The organism is uncultured Anaerobiospirillum sp. (assembly GCF_902485895.1).
Lineage (GTDB): Bacteria > Pseudomonadota > Gammaproteobacteria > Enterobacterales > Succinivibrionaceae > Anaerobiospirillum > Anaerobiospirillum succiniciproducens.
The window spans coordinates 1-18,424 of record NZ_CABTML010000021.1; the positions used below are offsets into that span (position 1 = coordinate 1).

Below are 18,424 nucleotides of genomic sequence, written 5' to 3' on the forward strand. Positions count from 1 at the left end.
AGATATGCCTGTCAGTGTTTCAGAAGATTTAGAGGAAGTGCCGGAGATATAGCTATAGTAACAGAGGTTACCTGTATCGCTCAGACTTAGATTAGCTTATAAAGCCAAAAGGGGCGCAGCATGCATATGCTGCAGCCCCTCATCAGGCCAGTATGCCTAGCTCCCTAGATCTATAAAAAACATTGACCAAAGGAGACAGATGCAAGACATGCAATCAGTCAATAGGCATGCTCTGGCCTCTGTACCAATCATCCATCATCACGACCTCAATCAAATCGGCTTTGTGCCAATCAAGTAGCCACACGAACTGCACCAAAGCGTTGTCTGTAGCAATCAAGTAGCCATACGTACACCTTTCATCTGTTTTGCCAACTCGTAATGTATGAAAAGACCTAAGTTAGGGAGCTGCTAGATAGCGAGTTCAAGATGCTATTCTGGGTATCGGTGCGATTTGATTGATGGCGAGCATACAGTGAGAATAGGCTGCTGCTTAAAAGCGAAGAGCAATTAACAGGAAGAATGGGAAGTATAAAAGAGTAGGGAATAGTGGGGAGATTTTTGGCGTGTCAAAGCGCGCCCTGAAAAGGGCGCAAAACACACAGATTAATTGGTAACAAGAAACAAAAAGCACAGAAGATGCTTTGGTAACTTGTTGAAGTTGGGAGGCAATGCCTCGAAACCGTTTCATCATGCAAATAACATCATTGGTTAAGTGCAGATGAGATTGTGCTCAACAGAAAACGGCTGAGTCGTTTCGTACTTGAGCAAGCAGACTAAAGTGCATGTCAGAAGCTAGGTTTAATAACTTAGCTTTTGTTGAACTTATGAGTCTGCAAATCTAGGCTGGGGTTGCTGTGACAGCTGCCTAGTGAAACTTGAGGCCTATAAGTAAGCTACTTAAGCAAGTCAGATGATCTCTTGCGCTGCTGCTAAGTGCAGTGGATTGTGACGATCAGTACATCTAACGTACAGTGGATCATGATGCGCAGTACATAATGACTTACAGCAAATCATGACTAAAGGTAATCTTACTTTGCCTGAAAGAGTTGCTTTTAAGTAAGCACTGCATGAGCTGCAGTTTTAATTTTGTGCTTTCCAAAAAGCAAAAAAGAAAGGGGAGAACGAGCTCCCCTTCCTTTTATTTGTTTACTTGCTAATGCAAGTTACAAACGATTACTTGCCTGAGTCAGCGATAGAACGGATTAACTCAAGAACCTTGTTGGAGTAACCGATTTCGTTGTCGTACCAAGATACTAACTTAACGAAGTTGTCGGTTAAAGCAATACCAGCCTTCTCGTCGAAGATAGAGGTGTGGGTGTTGCCTAAGAAGTCTGAAGAAACAACTTCATCAGCGGTGTAAGCTAATACACCCTTCATTGAGGTCTCAGAAGCTTCCTTTAAGCACTCGCAGATCTCGGAGTACTTAGCGCCCTTCTTTAAGGTAACGGTTAAGTCAACTACGGAAACGTCAGCGGTAGGAACACGGAAAGCCATGCCGGTTAACTTGCCAGATAACTCTGGGATAACCTTACCTACAGCCTTAGCAGCACCGGTTGAGGATGGGATGATGTTCTGAGAAGCACCACGGCCGCCGCGCCAATCCTTTAAGGATGGGCCGTCAACAGTACGCTGGGTAGCGGTAGTTGAGTGAACGGTGGTCATTAAGCCTAAATCGATACCGAAGTTATCGTTGATAACCTTAGCTAAAGGAGCTAAGCAGTTGGTGGTGCAAGAAGCGTTGGAAACGATGTCCTGGCCAGCGTAATCCTTGTCGTTTACGCCAACAACGAACATTGGGGTTGAGTCCTTGGAAGGAGCTGACATAACAACGCGCTTTGCGCCGGCTTCGATGTGCTTACGTGCCTTCTCGTCGGTTAAGAATAAGCCAGTTGACTCAACAACGTACTCAGCGCCGATATCGCCCCACTTTAACTGTGCAGGGTCACGCTCAGCGGTAACACGAACTACGTTGCCGTTAACAACTAAGTTGCCGTCCTGTACGTCAACGGTGCCCTTGAAAGCGCCGTGCATGGTGTCGTACTTGAGCATGTAAGCCATGTACTCAGGTGGGAGTAAGTCGTTAATACCTACAACCTGGATACCGAGCTCTGGGCGGTAGATGGAAGCACGGAAAACGAAACGACCGATACGGCCAAAACCGTTAATACCAACTTTAATCATTGTTAGTCACCTAAATCTGTGTGGTTACTAGAAAATGTGATTACTAATATACGCTGCTTTTTAAGATTTTCAAGATGCAAAGAATTTTCAATAGAGCTTGATCTTGTCAATACATCTTTGCAATTTTCATAAATCCAACTTTTTAAGCAGCTAAAAGGGGGATATATATGAGCTTTATTACAATGGCTGTGAGTGGCAGCGAGACTAGATACTATTAGTTAGTATCTTAATCTTGTACGACGACCGTATGCCGTGATTTGATGTAAATGAGCCACTTTTACAAATTTTGTAATAATCCAGGCCTGGTTTTGCACTCATTTTGCGGTTTAAGACTGCAAAATTTTGCAGTCGTTTCGCAATGTTCATTGATATGAGCAAAACCATAGACTTTCTTTAACGCATCGGCCCTGTATCGGACTTTGTATTAGTCTCCATTCAAATGCGCATATAAATGCCAACTTTTGCCGTTGACTCAACTCTTTGCTAAGACTTTGTGGTAGATCGCAAATTTGCCATATTTTTGCTTGTTTACCGCAATTAATTGTCATCAATACCCTCTTGCACCAAAGTAGATGCAAATTTGCACCTGTATAAGCATGAAAAAGTGCCATTACCTCATTAGTAGTAAATGAAGATGCTTATATTCAATAGCGCTATATTGAGTTGCAGCCATAGCTCTCTCTCTCTCTCTCTAGTAAGTAGCTAGGAAACTTTAGAGCGCTGTTTTGCCTTGCCATTCCACCACATAGTTTATGTAGAGATCTGTTTAGTTTTATCCATTTAGTTGTTTCTTAGTTTGGGCCTCGTGTCCTATCTAGTTTCCTATCTAGTTTCCTATCTAGATTCCTATTTATATGGTGAGATATGGCTCTTTGTATTTTGGTTTTGGCAGTTTGCTTGACTGGTTTGTTGGTTTTTCTGACTTTATTTGCTGTGTTGAGGTGCAAATTTCGGATTTTGTGCGTGTAGATGATGAAAAGTTTGATGCAATGCAATGCGGAAAGTTTGTCGATGCGTTAGCATGTAGCATAAGTGTCTATACTCATCATTGTTGCTTAACTATTGTGTTTTTTATACTTAAGGTTTGGATAGATGATGAGGATGCTCAATCCACTTGTTTTAGAGGCATTAGGCCTCTAGCAAAAGACTGTCTGAGGGTTGTCTTTTGCAAGAGGGCTAAGCCGTGGTGTTTTTAGATGATTGATTTAGAAAACTTTGCAGACCGAATGGGCATTGCCCGTGATTATGTCGATTGCACTGGCAAGCCTACAATAATCTCATCAGATGCTCGTATGGCTACTCTGCAGGCCATGGGCTATGATCTGAGCGACAACGCAGCTCTTGAAGAGCGTGCACTTAAAGAGGAGCTCTTGCCATATCAGGAGATCTTAGATCCTGTATGCGTGATTCGTGAAGGCGAGCGTCCTTTCATTTATATGCGCACTCCAGAAAATCTCTCTGAGGCTGCACAACTTACTTGGAATTTAGTCCTCGAAGACGGTACAGAGTATTGCGACACTGTGCCTTTAGAGGAAATTGAGATTGCTGATTACATTACAGTGCAAGACCGTACTTACGACATCCGTCGTATCATCTTGCCTGATGTACTGCCACGCAAGGTAACCCTGCCTTGGGGCTATCACACTTTCTCTGTACAGATTAAAGATGGTGTAACTGTTAAGGACTCGATCAAGCAGTCTTTAATTGCAACTCCACTGCGCTGCTATGTACCTGATGAGATGAAGTCAGGTAAAAAGCTGTGGGGTGCCTCTATTCAGCTGTACTCTATTCGCTCTCGTCATAACTGGGGCGTGGGTGATTTCCATGATCTTAAGAGCGTACTTAAGATGGTTCATGATCGTGGTGGTCACTTTGTGGGCTTAAACCCACTGCATGCAGGCTATCCAGCTAATCCTGATCCTGACATGGTCAGCCCTTACTCTCCATCTTCACGTCGCTGGCTTAATATCATTTATATTGCTGTTAATGATATTCCTGAGTACATCAACAATAAGGCAGCCCGTGATTTAGTTGAATCCCCAGCCTTTGCCAAGAAGCTGCAAGCTTTACGTGATCGCGAGTTCGTTGATTATCGTGCTGTGCTTGAGTTAAAGCTCAAGGTCTTAGAGATGATCTTTGATTCATCTCGTATGCTTGATAAGCGCACTTCACGCGGTAAGAAGTTTGTTGACTTCATGGATCAAGGCGGCGAGTCACTTTTGAATATGGCTACTTACGATGCACTGCAGCGTGAGCTTTATTCACAAGGTGAAAATGCCTGGGGCTGGAGAAAATTCCCTAAAGAGTATCAAGACTGCAACTCCACCTTTGTCTCTTTATGGCGTGAAAAGCATCAAGAGCAAGTTTACTTCTACTGCTACTTACAGTTCATTGCTGCTGAGCAGCTTGAAGAGGCTTATGCCTCAGCCAAAGAGTCAGGCATGATCTTAGGTACTTACCGCGATTTAGCTGTAGGCGTATCTGAAGGCTCATGTGACGTTTGGGCTGATACTGACAATATCTATCGTGGCGCTGCTGAGGTAGGTGCTCCACCTGATCCATTAGGCCCATTAGGCCAGTCATGGGGTCTTGCTCCAATGGAGCCGCATGCACTGCGTCGTAGCCGCTATCGTCAGCTCATTTCTTTATATCAAGCCAATATGAAGTCATGTGGTGCACTGCGTATTGACCATGCAGCAGGCCTCTATCGCTTCTGGTGGGTAGCACAAGATCACAAGCCAACTGATGGTGCCTATGTTTATAACAATATGCACGATTGGTTAGGTATCTTAGCTTTAGAGTCTCAGCGTAATAAGTGCCTCATCATTGCCGAGGACTTAGGCACCATTCCTATGGAGTTACGCGTAGCTCTTAAAGAAGTCGGTGCATACTCTTATAAGCTCTTCTTTGGCGAGCGTGCAGCTGATGGTGGCTTTATTGCTCCACAAGATTATGAGCCTCAAGCATTATCTGCATTAACCACTCACGATATGGCAACCTTAGTTGGTTGGTGGTCTCATTATGATATTGAGCTTAGCAATAAGCTTGGCATCTTCACTGATGAGATTGCACAGCGTATTTCGCAAGATCGTATGGAGGCAAAACAGCGTATTCTCGACAGCCTCCATGGCCTAGGTTCAGCAGGTGATGATGTACCTCGCCGTGCCCATGAAATCGATGAGATGACTGAGGCCTTAATCGTGGCTTTAGAAAAGCATATGTGTCGTGGTTCATGCGCCATGTTCTCATCCCAGATCGAGGACTGGATTGGTGTCTTAAAGCCAGTTAACGTTCCAGGCACCTTCCGCGAGTATCCAAACTGGCGTCGTAAGCTCACAGTTAACATTGAGGACATCGAAAAAGATAGCTTTGTCCGCTACTTAACTAATGCCATGACTGAAGCTCGCGATGAAAGACCTCATCACCTCTACTAAATAATGTCTAAGCGCCTGTGTCATCTAGGATAGAGCCAACAAATACATATCCTAAGCTTGGCAAGATGCGTAACTAGAGGTTGATACTAAAGAGACTAGTGCATTTTTGTACTGGTCTCTTTTGTTTTGTGCGCTCTAAAAATGTTGAATGAAGTAAAACCAACACCCCACATAAAGCGAAAAGATGTTGTTAGTGTGCTCAATACTAGAGCAGCAATGGCATTGAAAACATTGCCAATACGCTACCTTGCTAACACTTTTGAAAATTTGCTGCGTAAATATTGCGAGCTTGGCCACGTAACCGAGCAAGTCTTAGCGCACTGTACTTTGGTCTGTACTATAGTTATAACAGGTCAAAATATACTTTGAGACATGTAGTATCTATCGTGTTCTTTGCACTGTATATTTATCACTTTTGCACTGTTTTAAGGCTAAAAGTGGATTATATGGCGTCAAAGACATTCTCTAAGTATATTAGACATGAAAAAGTGTCATTGTAGTTATGCATATCCTTTGATGCATTTAGCTTGGTGACTATTGTGATGTGATATCTAAGCAAAGGTAGCACTGCTACGCTAAGGCGTAGCTTGAGAGGCTATGTGGCCTCATTAGCGTTTATTACTTGCCTAGATTCATCTTAAAACCGATTTCATATGACTGTGCTATAACGAGCACACCATTTGTTGCTGAGAGCTTACATAAAGTTCTTGGCGACATTTTGCCTTAGTACATTGACAATAAGAGTACTCTTTACCTTAGAGGCAATTGCATACTTCACGGTTGGGCGTGGACACATAAGCTCCATCAAGAGCTTAGCTTTGATTTTACGCCACTGGGCTTGTTGTTAAGAGAATAAGGCGCTGATTGTTCTGACCTGTATACGTGTTAAGGTCAGATACTGCAGATAGGTTTGTTGCGCAGCTTAGTTTGCGCTCTATAAACTTGGTCAAAACTACTGTAGCTAAAAGCATGGTTTTAAAGGTACCTTGGGCTTTTAGTTTCTAGTGGTTAGGTAGATAGGTATCTTTAGCCTAGCTGTTACGAGCTTGAGACCAGTTTTTCTAACCTATCGCAATGTTAAGGAGCTTGAGAATGCTTATTGATGAACTCAACAGTGCACGTCTTGCTAAGCCTTTTGAAGTATTAGGCTTGCAACCAAACCCTAATGGTAACGGCTTTGTTCTCAGAGCTTGGTTGCCAGGTGCAAAGTCTTGCCGTGCTTTAACTTTAAGGGGCAAGGAGGAAATCTGTGTACTCAATGTCATCAATCCAGATGGCCTGTTTGAGAAGGTCCTGGAAGATGTCAAGGCTCCTTTCCACTATGTATTTGAAGTAGTCTACAACGACTCTAAGATCGAAATTGTAGACCCATATCAGTTCCGCGATGAGGCTTTCTACGGTCTTAACACCATGTACGAAAGCCCTGAGAACATCTATAAGACTTTAGGCGCTCAGTTAATTGAGTTAGAAGTTGATGGCGTCAAGGTAAAGGGTACTAAGTTTGCCGTTTATGCACCTTCTGCAACTTCTGTAGCTGTAATCGGCGACTTCAACTTCTGGGATGGCCGTCGTCACCCAATGGCTCGCTCCTTACTTGGCCACTGGGTATTATTCGTACCTGATTTAGGTGCAGGCCAGCGCTATAAATTTGAAATCAAGGATAATAACGGCAATCGCCTGCCTCACAAGGCTGACCCTGTTGGTTTCTACCACGAGCAGTATCCATCCTTTGCTTCTATCATTTCCGATCAGACTACTTACGAGTGGCATGATCAGGAGTGGCAAAAGTCTCAGCAGTGTGACAAGCTCTCTCGCCCAATGTCCATCTACGAGGTGCACTTAGCATCTTGGAAGCGTAAGGCTGACGGTTCTTCTTTAAATTACCGTGAGCTTGCCAAGGAGCTTGTAGATTACTGTAAGGAAATGGGCTATACCCACATTGAGCTGCTACCTGTAATGGAATATCCATTCTCTGGCTCATGGGGTTATCAGCCAACTGGTCTGTTTGCTCCAACCTCACGCTTTGGCGGCATCGATGACTTTAAGTTCTTCGTTGACACCTGCCACCGTAACAATATCGGTGTGATTTTAGATTGGGTTCCTGCTCACTTCCCAACTGATGCTCACGGCTTAGCTCGCTTTGACGGCACTCCAGTTTATGAGTACGAAGATCCACGTCGTGGTTGGCACCCAGATTGGAACTCCTTAATCTACGACTTTGGCCGTGATACTGTACGTAACTTCTTAGTAGCCTCAGCCTTAATTTGGCTTGATTACTACCACATTGACGGCCTGCGTGTAGACGCTGTTGCTTCTATGCTTTACTGGGATTACTCACGTAAGGATGGTGAGTGGATTCCTAACGTTAACGGCGGTAACATCAACTACGAAGCTGTTTCTTTCTTAAAGTGGTTTAACGAGACTGTTTACGCTAAGTATCCAGGTGCAGTTACCATCGCTGAAGAGTCCACCGCCTTTACCGGCGTTTCCCGTCCTACTTACACTGGCGGCTTAGGCTTCGGCTTTAAGTGGAACATGGGTTGGATGCACGATAGCCTTGAGTACATGGCGCAGGATCCATACTTTAGAAAGTACCATCATGGCGAAATGTCATTCTCCATGATCTACGCTTACAACGAGAACTTCATCCTCTCTATTTCTCACGATGAGGTAACTCATGGTAAGCACTCCATGCTCTACAAGATGCCAGGTGACGAGTGGCAGCAGGCAGCAAATCTGCGCTCATTCTTAGCTTACCAGTACGGCCATCCAGGCAAGGTGCTCAACTTCATGGGTACTGAAATTGCCCAGGGCAACGAGTGGAACCATGATGCCGGCTTAGATTGGTGGTTACTCCAGTACGACAAGCATAAGGGTGTACAGGCCTTAGTTAAGGACTTAAACCACTTCTATCAGCAAAACGAAGTACTGTGGGCTAACGATTACGATCCTGACTGCTTCCGCTGGCTCGACGTATCTGATGCTGAGCACTCTGTATTTGCAATGCTGCGTACTCTGCCTGAAAAGGGTGGCAACGCTGCTAAGAGCGGCAATGTGAAGGATGAGATCATGATGGTCTCCAACTTCACTCCAGTTCCATATGTTGCTTATCGTCTTGGTGTACCACGTCCTGGTACTTACAAGGTGGTATTTAACACTGATGACAAGAAGTACTGGGGCTCAGGCTACTCAACAGGCCCAGAGAGCATGGTAGCTTCCAATATCTCATGGCAAGGTCAGTACCACTCCTTAGTGCTTGATCTGCCACCTTTAGCTACTGTCTTCATCAAGCGTGTTGGTGATTAATCAGATCTAGCACATCTCATCGCTTTTAGTTATGGATAATGCAGCTTAATAAGCTGCAAAATAGCCCAGCCTAGTGCTGGGCTTTGTCATTTTGGCCTGTAGCAAATTATTAAGATACAGGGGCCTCTTGTTGTTTGCCTGTAAGAGCTATTTTGTTTGCCTCTTAATCCCTTGGTTCTTTGCCTCTTAATACCTTTGTTGTTTGGCAGGCGGGGACTCTTTTGGCTTTTACAAATGTGTTTGGGGTTGGTTTGCTTTTGTGGCTTTGGATGCAAGAGATTGTTACTTAATGTGCCGCTTTGCTAGCTTGGTTGTGTACACATTTGGCGCGTAGGCAGCTTATGAGGCCGTCAAATTCATTTATCTATGTGATCTATATCGATTATGTATCACCAGTTTGCATTGTTAATGAGCCGATGGCGCGTCATTGCAGCATAATACTAACAAGGATTTGGTATGTTTTAATACTTGGTGGCTTTAGGTGCCTCGCACCACTTAAAACCATGGAGGTAGTGTTTAAGATGCGTTCCTTTAACGCAGCACTAAAACTTACTGTGGTAACAAAGCTCAAGTGCCATTGTTGAAAAACTTATAGAGGACTAGTTCTACTGTTCCCAAGTTAAGTTTCATGTTTTGATCTGTCAGCCCTCTTGATGGGCATATCTTGTTGCTACAAAGCGAGTTGTGTAGCTTTAAGATAAAGTAGTGAAAGTATGAGCACCTTAACTTTAGTACATGGATGCGCCTTGATATGCTCATTTATGCTCTGGGGATTGGCAGGTTATTAGATTGCTCTTTAAGTGCTTTCATAAGGAGCGATGAATGCTCGAGTTTGTATCTGAAGATCGAATGCGTCAAACTGGACTAGGAGCAACTTTATATGATGATGGTTGCTACTTTAGTATCTGGGCACCTGATGCAGCTGAAGTTGTAGTTCACTTATACAGCAAAAAAGAAGTAAAGCTTGGATCTTTTCCGCTAGGTCAACAGAAAGGCGGTGTTTGGTATGGCTTTATCAAAGGTGCTAAGGCCGGAGACTGCTATGCCTTGGAAACTAGAGGCACAAATGATCCTAATCAGGGCTTTTACTTTAAAGAGGGTCGTTATTTAGTCGACCCATATGCTAAGTTGCTCACTAAGCCGTTTAACTACGATGAGGATATGTATCTCAATCACTCCGAGGAATTTATTCCAAAGGCAGTGATTGTTGGTAACGATGACTTTAACTGGGAAGGTGTTAAGAAAGTCTTCCGTGATCGTGCTGACGTAATCTTGTATGAAGCTCACGTCAGGGGCATGACTAAGCTCAAAGAAGAAGTTCCGCTTAATCACAGAGGCACTTACTTAGGTATGTGCCATGAGAGCGTGATTGAGCACTTAAAGCGTTTAGGCATTACTACTGTTCAGTTAATGCCTGTCGCTGCCTCTATGAGTGAGCCATTTTTAGTTAAACGCGGCTTAAAGAATTACTGGGGCTACAATCCAGTATGCTTCATGGCTCCAAATCCAGAGTATGCTTGTGATCCGCTCAATGCGATCAACGAGTTTAAGACCATGGTTAAGACTTTCCACAAAAACGGTATTGCCGTGATTTTGGATGTGGTGTTTAACCATACTGCAGAGGCAGGTATTGATGGTCCGGTGCTTAGCTACAAGGGCTTAGATGCTCGTAACTACTATGCCTATGAGCCGAAGCAAGATCGCTCATTAGATTATGCAAACTATATCAATGCTACAGGTTGCGGTAACTCATTTAATGCCGACAGCATAATCTCAACTCGTCTTATCATTGACAGCCTTAAGTATTGGCTCAATGAGATGCGCGTCGATGGCTTCCGCTTTGATCTAGCCGTAACCATCTGTCGTGAGTCGCATGCCGGCTCATACTATGCCTTCGACTCAAACTGCGGCTTCTTTAAGGCATGCTTTGCTAATGAAGAAATTCAGCATGCTCTCATGGTGGCTGAGCCTTGGGATCCAGGCTTAGGCGGCTATCACTTAGGCGGCTTCCCTCGCGGTTGGTCAGAGCAAAACGATCGCTATAGAGATGCAGTTCGTAAGTTCTGGCGTGGTGATCGCGGCTTACTTGGTGAGCTTGCAACTCGCATCTTAGGCTCGCGTGATGTCTTTGCTAAGGGCCAACGCTCTATCAATGCCTCAGTAAACTACATTACTTACCATGATGGCTTCACGCTTGAGGACTTAGTGTCCTATAACTTCAAGCACAACGAGCTCAATCAAGACAATAACTCAGACGGTACTAACGAAAACTACTCTTACAACTGTGGAGAAGAGGGTGTAAGCCGTGATCCTGAGGTGATTAAGCGTCGTTGGCAGATGAAGCGTAACCTCATGGCTACTCTCATCATATCTCAAGGTATTCCTCACTTCTTAGGCGGTGATGAGCTGAGCCGTACTCAGCTTGGTAATAACAACTCTTATTGCCAAGACAATGATTTAAATTACTATCATTGGAATATCTCACAAGAGCAACGTTACTTCCTTGATTACTTGTGCAAGCTGATGCGAGTGCTTAATACCTCTCGTGTGCTCAAAGAAATTAACCTCTTTGATGACTTCTTCTACAAGTTTGAGAATGACTATATTGCTAAGTGGAGAAAGTCCAACGGTACGCTGTTGTCTGATGCCGATTGGCACTCAACTGAGATTAACCACTTCTGCCTGTATGTGGGTGATCGCAATAACAAGGGCGAACGTTGGTGTCTGATCGTTAACAACGAAGATAAGGACTTAATGTTCCGTCTGCCAAGTATTTTCCATGATCGCTACTGGTCTGCAGTGATCGACTCATCAGAAGTTGATGGCGAGCCTCGTAGATACTCTAACGAGTCTGGTCTTGAAAACATGGTGGCAGCGCATAGCGTTAAGATCATGCGTATGGAGACTGTACAGACCTCCAAGCTGCTCACCGAGGAAGCTCTTGACGAGCTGGCCGATTCCAACATGCTGCAAAAGTACACTCGTGGAAATACTCGTTTCCAATACTAAGAGTGCAATAGCCTTGCTTCTAGCCAAGCTCACAGCACTGTTCAAAGCAAGCTAATCTAATGCAGCCAGCAACAAGCTGCAGTCAAAAGCTGGCAACAGCAAGTAGCATGGCAACACGCTAGCGACCCATTCAAATGGTCTCTAGCACACTTTCAAATCTAAACTAGGCTTTCACAGCTACATCAAGCCACTTAGCTAGACATAAGTTCTAACTAAGTGGCTTTTTCATTTTATGAGCCATAAGCCATAAGCCATAAGGCAAAGCTTAGTTAAACAACACCATCACGATGATGGCAAAGCGGCAGAACACACGACAAACCTTAAGTTACACTCCTTTGGCCTAGATGAAGATTAAGCTGCGCTCCATTGGTCTAGAATAAGATTGAGTTCCTCTCGCTGTGTTTAGCGCCACGCTTCTTGTTACTAATGACGTTGATGGTCTTGTTTTCCCACAAAATGGCCGTTTGCATATTGGTGCGGTATAATGGAGCGCTTTTTAGAGCAAAGTTCACCCTGAGGCTAATGGTTTTAGTCCTTTGGTTGAGCATGCTTTTGACAAATGCCGAGAGGCATCTAATTAACAGGGCATTGCAATGAGCAGTAGATCTTCATCCTCAAATTCATTTAGCTCTTTTTCAGATCTAAAGGATTTACAAGCGCAACTGCGTAGACAAAATGCAGACTTAGCACAAGCTAAGGCTGATGCCATCATTGTGAAAGATGGTCAGGAGTCTACTAACAAGCTCAAGCAAAAAGCAGCAAGTTTAGCTAAGTTCACCTCAGCAGCTGAAAACGCCCTTAAGGCAAAAGCTTTAGAGGCTCAAAGTGCCAACCATTCTGTTTTAGCCGCAAGCGACAACGATAATGCTCGCGCCACTAACAGCCATGTTCAAAAACAAGATCGCCGTGATCGTTTACAGAGAGCTGATCGTGCTGAGCGCTCTAATGATGGCAATCGCAACGAGCGAGGAGAGCGCACTAATCACCATGAACAAGGTGAGCGTACTAATCGCGCTGAGCGTGGCTCAAATCGCCGTGAGCGCAATGATGGCAGCAAGAATCGTAATCGCTCTAGTGATCGTAATAAGAACGATACTGAGCAACAGCGTTTAGATCGTGCTTTAAACCGTCTGCAGCGTAAAGCTATGGACTTAAACGAGCACGCCCAAAAAGATCAAGAACGTCAGGTTGCTAACAAGTCTGAGCGCGATAGTAAAGATCGCAAGGCCTCCTATAAAAACCAAGCTCAGCAAAGATCACGCAGCAACCATGAAGAGCGCAAAGATCACAAGCGCCCTCGTCAGGATCATGAGTCAAAGAACAAGCATGAGCGTAATGCCAAGATTACGAAAGAAAAGAAGGGCGCTAAAAAAGCTCCACTTTTAGATGGTAAATACTTTGATCTTGATGCTCTCAAATTAGTTCGAGAGCATCAGGACAATATGTCCTACCAATCTCGTCGTCTTGCCTATCGCAAACTTACTGATTTAGATCAGGCCATCTTAGCTTTGATGCAGTCTTTGTTTGATGATGCATCCACTGGTGCAGCTCCAAGCGCAGCAGCAGTTAATCATGCCACAGCGTCAGCCTCTCCAACTCAAGCAGCTGCCATTGCTTCAGATACCAATAGTGCTGATACAGCTGCAGCTAATGAGGCAGCGGGTGCTGCTGCGGGTGCTGCTGGTGCGGCGGCGGGTGCTGGTGCGGCAGTCGGCTCTGCTGCCGTGGGTGTAGATAAGCGTGAGCTGCTTAAGGATGTACTTGCAAGTGAGGAGATTGTCCTTAAGCGTGAGGAGCTTAAGGAGTGGGTTGAAAGTGAGGTTGCGTCACTAAAGGCCCGTGGTGACAATGTTCCAAAGCTTGAGTATCCAGAGTCCTTACCAGTATCTCAGCGTCGTGAAGAGATCGTGAAGGCCATTAAGGAAAATCAGGTAGTTATCATCGCCGGTGAAACTGGTTCTGGTAAGACCACGCAGATTCCTAAGATGTGTTTAGAGGCTGGCTTTGGTATCAAGGGCTTAATTGGTCATACTCAGCCACGTCGCTTAGCCGCACGTGCTGTGGCCTCCCGTATTGCCGAAGAGCTGCATGAGCAATTAGGTAAGAGCGTCTCATACAAGGTACGTTTTACTGACATTAGCTCACCTGAGGCCTATATCAAGTTAATGACCGACGGTATCTTGCTCTCTGAGCTTGCTTCTGATCGTCAGTTACTTAGCTATGATGTCATCATCATCGACGAAGCCCACGAAAGATCGCTCAACATCGATTTCTTACTGGGTTATTTAAAGACACTGCTTATTCGTCGTCCTGAGCTTAAGCTCATCATCACTTCTGCAACTATTGATGTGGAGCGTTTCTCTGAACACTTTGGAGGTGCTCCAATTATCGAGGTTTCAGGTCGTACTTATCCTGTAGAAGTTGTGTATATGCCTTTAATGGAAGATCACAAGGGCGTATATATTGAGCAACATGATGGCACTGGTCATTATGAGCGTGATTACTCAGACAATGGCTTTGAGACAGGATCAGAGGAGCGCAATGCTCAGATTGATGCCATGCTTGCTGACAACGGTCCTGGTGCGTGGTCTGACTATCAGCATGCTGGTGGTGCCATGGCTCAATTGCGTATGGCTGCCAATAGCTTAAAGTCATCAAACAGCATCAAAACTGCAGCAGGGGCAAATACTTCAGGTGCTAAGAGCACTTCACTTACTGCAGGTGCTAAGAGCACTGCACTAAAGAGTGCTACAGCTTTACGTAATGTACGTAATGATGGCGATGAGCAAGATATTCCAGATACCTTAGATATTAGACAGGGTATCTTGCAGGCAGTTCATTACCTCATGGCTCGTGGTAGAGGCGATATCTTAGTCTTCTTACCTGGTGAGCGTGATATTTTAGAAATCTCACAGTTCTTACGTAAAGCAGGACTAAAAGATACCGAGATTGTTCCTTTGTATGCTCGTTTAGCTGCATCTGAGCAAAACAAAATCTTTACTGAGCATACTGGTGTACGCATTGTTCTTTCTACTAACGTAGCTGAAACCTCTTTAACCGTACCTGGTATCAAATACGTTATTGATCCAGGCTTAGCTCGTATCTCACGTTATTCCTCACGTACTAAAGTACAGCGTCTGCCAATTGAGCGCGTCTCTCAAGCAAGTGCAAATCAGCGTAAGGGTCGCTGCGGTCGTGTGAGTGATGGTATCTGTGTACGTCTGTACTCAAAGGATGATTTTGATAGCCGTCCACAGTTTACTGATCCTGAAATTCTGCGTACCAATTTAGCTTCGGTATTGCTGCAGATGGCCTCTTTACGCTTAGGTAGAGTAGAGAGCTTCCCATTTATTGATGCTCCACAGCAACGTCAGGTAAGCGACGGTTTACGTCTGCTTGATGAACTTGGTGCTACTGTGATTGGCAAGGGTAATTTTGGTCCAGATGGTGAGCAGTTACAGCTCACACAAGTTGGCCGTACCTTATCAAGACTGCCATGCGATCCACGCTTAGGTCGTATGATTATTGAGGCATCTAAATATCGTGCTCTCTCTGAGGTGTTAGTTATTGTCTCAGCTCTTGCGGTCATGGATCCACGCGAGTATCCAATTGACAAGAAAGAGGCAGCAACTCAGTATCACAAGCGCTTCTTTGATGAAAAGTCTGACTTCCTCTCTTACCTCAAGCTTTACGAGTATATTCGTGAGTTACAAGGTTCGCTTAGCAACTCTGCTATGCGCCGTCAGCTCAAGCAAGAGTTCATCTCATTCTTACGCGTCCGTGAGTGGTTAGATGTACACCGTCAGTTAAGAGCATCTGCCCAAATGCTAGGCCTTAACTTCAATGACGAGAAAGCTGAGTATGAAGCCATTCATAGATCGCTGATTGCTGGTTTATTAAGCCACATTGGTATGGTTGAGCCTAATGGCAATAACTATATCGGTGCGCGTGGTACTAAGTTCTTAATTTTCCCAGGCTCTCCAATTGCCAAGAAGCCACCAAAGTGGCTTTGTGCTGCTGAGCTTGCTGAGACTACTCGTCTATTTGCTCGAACAGTTGCGGCTATTGATCCAGGCTATGCCGAAGCTGCAGCTCCGCATTTAATTAAGAATAGCTATAACGAGCCACATTGGTCTAAGAAGAATGGCTGTGTGATGGCTTATCTGACCCGTAGTATCTACGGTCTGCCAATTGTGCAAAAGCGTTTAGTACAGTATCAGGATATTGATCCAAAACTCTGTCATGAGCTGATGATTCGTGATGGTTTTGTTGAGGGCAATATAGATTGCAACCATCGTTTCTATAAGCACAACCTATCGCTGATTGACGATGTAGAGTACCTTGAGGACAAAGTTAGACGTCGTGATCTCTTAGTAGATGCCTCATCATTAGAGCAGTTCTATGCAGAGCGCATCCCAAGCGATATTTGCAATATTCGCGACTTTGACAAGTGGTGGCGCACTAAGTCTAAAGAAGATCCACACTTCTTAGACTTTAGCTACGAGACTATCTCACGTACTGACATCATGAGCATTGAAGACAAGCTCTATCCTGAGTTCTGGTCTCAAGGTTCCATGCGTTTTAAGTTAAGCTACGTCTTCGATATTGGCTCTGATCGTGACGGTGTTACAGTACATATCCCAATTACTGTATTAAATCAGGTCAAAGCTGATGCCTTCTTATGGCAAATTGACGGCTTACGTCAGGAGCTTTTTGCCTCCTTGATTCGTTCACTGCCAAAGAGATTACGCCGTAATCTCATTCCGGCACCTGAGTATGCTAAGGCATTAGAAGATAGCTTACGTCCATACTTTATGAGCTTTATTGAGACAGATGCTTCAGGCATTTCTGCTGCATCTGTGAACAACTCTATGCATGCATCCACTAACTTAGGTGCGGGCGCTGCAGCGGCTCAAGGTGGCTTAGCAAACAACTCCTCTAACAGTGCTAAAGGCAAGAACAAGCGTGTGGTTTCTGAAAACCTCTTTGTTGCAGTAGCTCAAGAGCTTACTCGCATGGGCGGTGAGATTGTTACTGCTGAGGATTTTGATAAGAGCTTGATTGAGCCTTACTTATTCGTCAACTTCTCAGTTGAAGGTGTCGATGGTAAAGAGATGGCTTTTGGTAAGGACTTTGCCGCGCTTTCTTCAAGACTTCAAGGCAAGGCTCGTGAGGTCTTACATCAGGTAGTTAAGACTCATCAGGTTGCTCCTCCAGCTACCTCATGGGAGTATGGCACCATTAAGCGTGAGCAAGTTACTAAGCAAGGATCACTGCGTATTACAGCATATCCGGCGCTAACAGATCACGGCGATGGTGTAACTTTAGAGCTCTATGACAATCCACAGCGTCAAGAGCGTGCGATGAGAGCAGGTTCTGTTAAGCTGATTGCTTTAAGCTTAAAGACCCCAACTTCATATCTTGAGACTCATCTGCCAAATCGAGCCAAGCTCTCCATGTACTATCAGCCACTTGGCTCTATCAAAGAACTGATCTTTGATTTGATGTTGTGTGCGATTAGCAACATCATGGAGCGCAATGGTGGTGTGCCTTGGGATGAGGATAACTTTAACCGCATTCGCGAGATTGTTCGCGGTGAGCTTAATGATGAGGCTTTAGCTGTTGCCAATGTAGTAGAACAAAGCTTAGTTAAGGCTCATGAGTTAAAGCGTCTATTAAAGGGCAATATCTCGTTTGACTTGGCAAGATCTTATGCAGACCTTAACCATCAGCTTGATAGCCTTATTTATAAGGGCTTTATTTCCGATTGTGGTCCTGAGCACTTAAAGGAAATGCCTCGCTACTTACAGGCTGCCTTAGAGCGTGTTCAAAGACTCAATCGCGATGTGGTGCGCGATCAGATGTACATGCGTACTCTCGAGAACTTAGATGACGAGTATGAGAAAGTAGTTAAGTCATACCATACTGACTTACTGCCACCTCCACTTAAGGATGTACGTTGGATGATTGAGGAGCTCCGTGTTTCTTACTTTGCTCAGCATCTTGGTGTTATCGGCCCAATTTCCGATAAGCGTATCTACACCGAGTTGCAGCGCATTCAGAAGGAATACCCACCGCACAAATAGCTAAAGGTAGACTAAGCCCACAACTAGACTTAAGCACAAGGCATAATTAAGCCCAAGGAGACTTAAGCCCAAAGTAGACTTAAGTCCAGATGTAGAACTAAGCTACCAAAAGAGCTATACAGCTAAATAACCATGTCCACCATCAGCACTTGTTAGCGTAGCAAGCGCTGCATTAATGCAAAACGATGGCTGATGGTGAAAGTTGATATAAAAAAGGCCTGTCAGTTGTGTACTGCAGGCCTTTTTAATGATTATTGTCCAAGCAGCAAGTGCTTGGCGATAGAGGTCTCTGACATTGGGGAGTTGCCTAAGTAATTAAGAAACAGCCTATTAATCGCATTCAATATGAAAACAGGATGCTCGAATAGTATGTATTTTAAGTATGTAATGGTAACGTTCTGCGCTCAA

At 44.6% G+C, this 18,424-nt stretch carries 5 protein-coding genes; 4 read left to right on the forward strand and 1 reads right to left on the reverse strand.

Annotated elements, in window-relative coordinates; translation table 11 throughout:
* Window positions 1–1,173: 1,173 nt before the first annotated feature.
* Window positions 1,174–2,181 (reverse strand): type I glyceraldehyde-3-phosphate dehydrogenase, encoded by a 1,008-nt coding sequence (gene gap / locus RDO37_RS01830; protein WP_308497917.1) that lies wholly within the window; start codon window positions 2,179–2,181, stop codon window positions 1,174–1,176.
* A gap of 1,196 nt (window positions 2,182–3,377) precedes the next feature.
* On the opposite strand from gap, the gene malQ reads away from it, so the two are divergent.
* From malQ to hrpA, 4 genes are all read left to right on the forward strand, one after another.
* Entirely contained in the window at window positions 3,378–5,615 is a 2,238-nt protein-coding gene (malQ, locus tag RDO37_RS01835; protein ID WP_308497918.1) for a 4-alpha-glucanotransferase, read from the forward strand.
* Window positions 5,616–6,707: 1,092 nt separating this feature from the next.
* Window positions 6,708–8,921, forward strand: a complete 2,214-nt coding sequence (gene glgB / locus RDO37_RS01840; RefSeq protein ID WP_308497919.1) for a 1,4-alpha-glucan branching protein GlgB — start codon at window positions 6,708–6,710, stop codon at window positions 8,919–8,921.
* An 822-nt stretch (window positions 8,922–9,743) separates the two neighbouring features.
* On the forward strand, window positions 9,744–11,930 hold the full coding sequence (gene glgX, locus RDO37_RS01845; RefSeq protein WP_308497920.1) for a glycogen debranching protein GlgX: 2,187 nt from the start codon (window positions 9,744–9,746) through the stop codon (window positions 11,928–11,930).
* A gap of 593 nt (window positions 11,931–12,523) precedes the next feature.
* The gene (hrpA, locus tag RDO37_RS01850) at window positions 12,524–18,016 is read left to right on the forward strand and encodes an ATP-dependent RNA helicase HrpA (protein ID WP_308497921.1); all 5,493 of its coding nucleotides are present in this window, start codon (window positions 12,524–12,526) and stop codon (window positions 18,014–18,016) included.
* Window positions 18,017–18,424 lie beyond the last annotated feature (408 nt).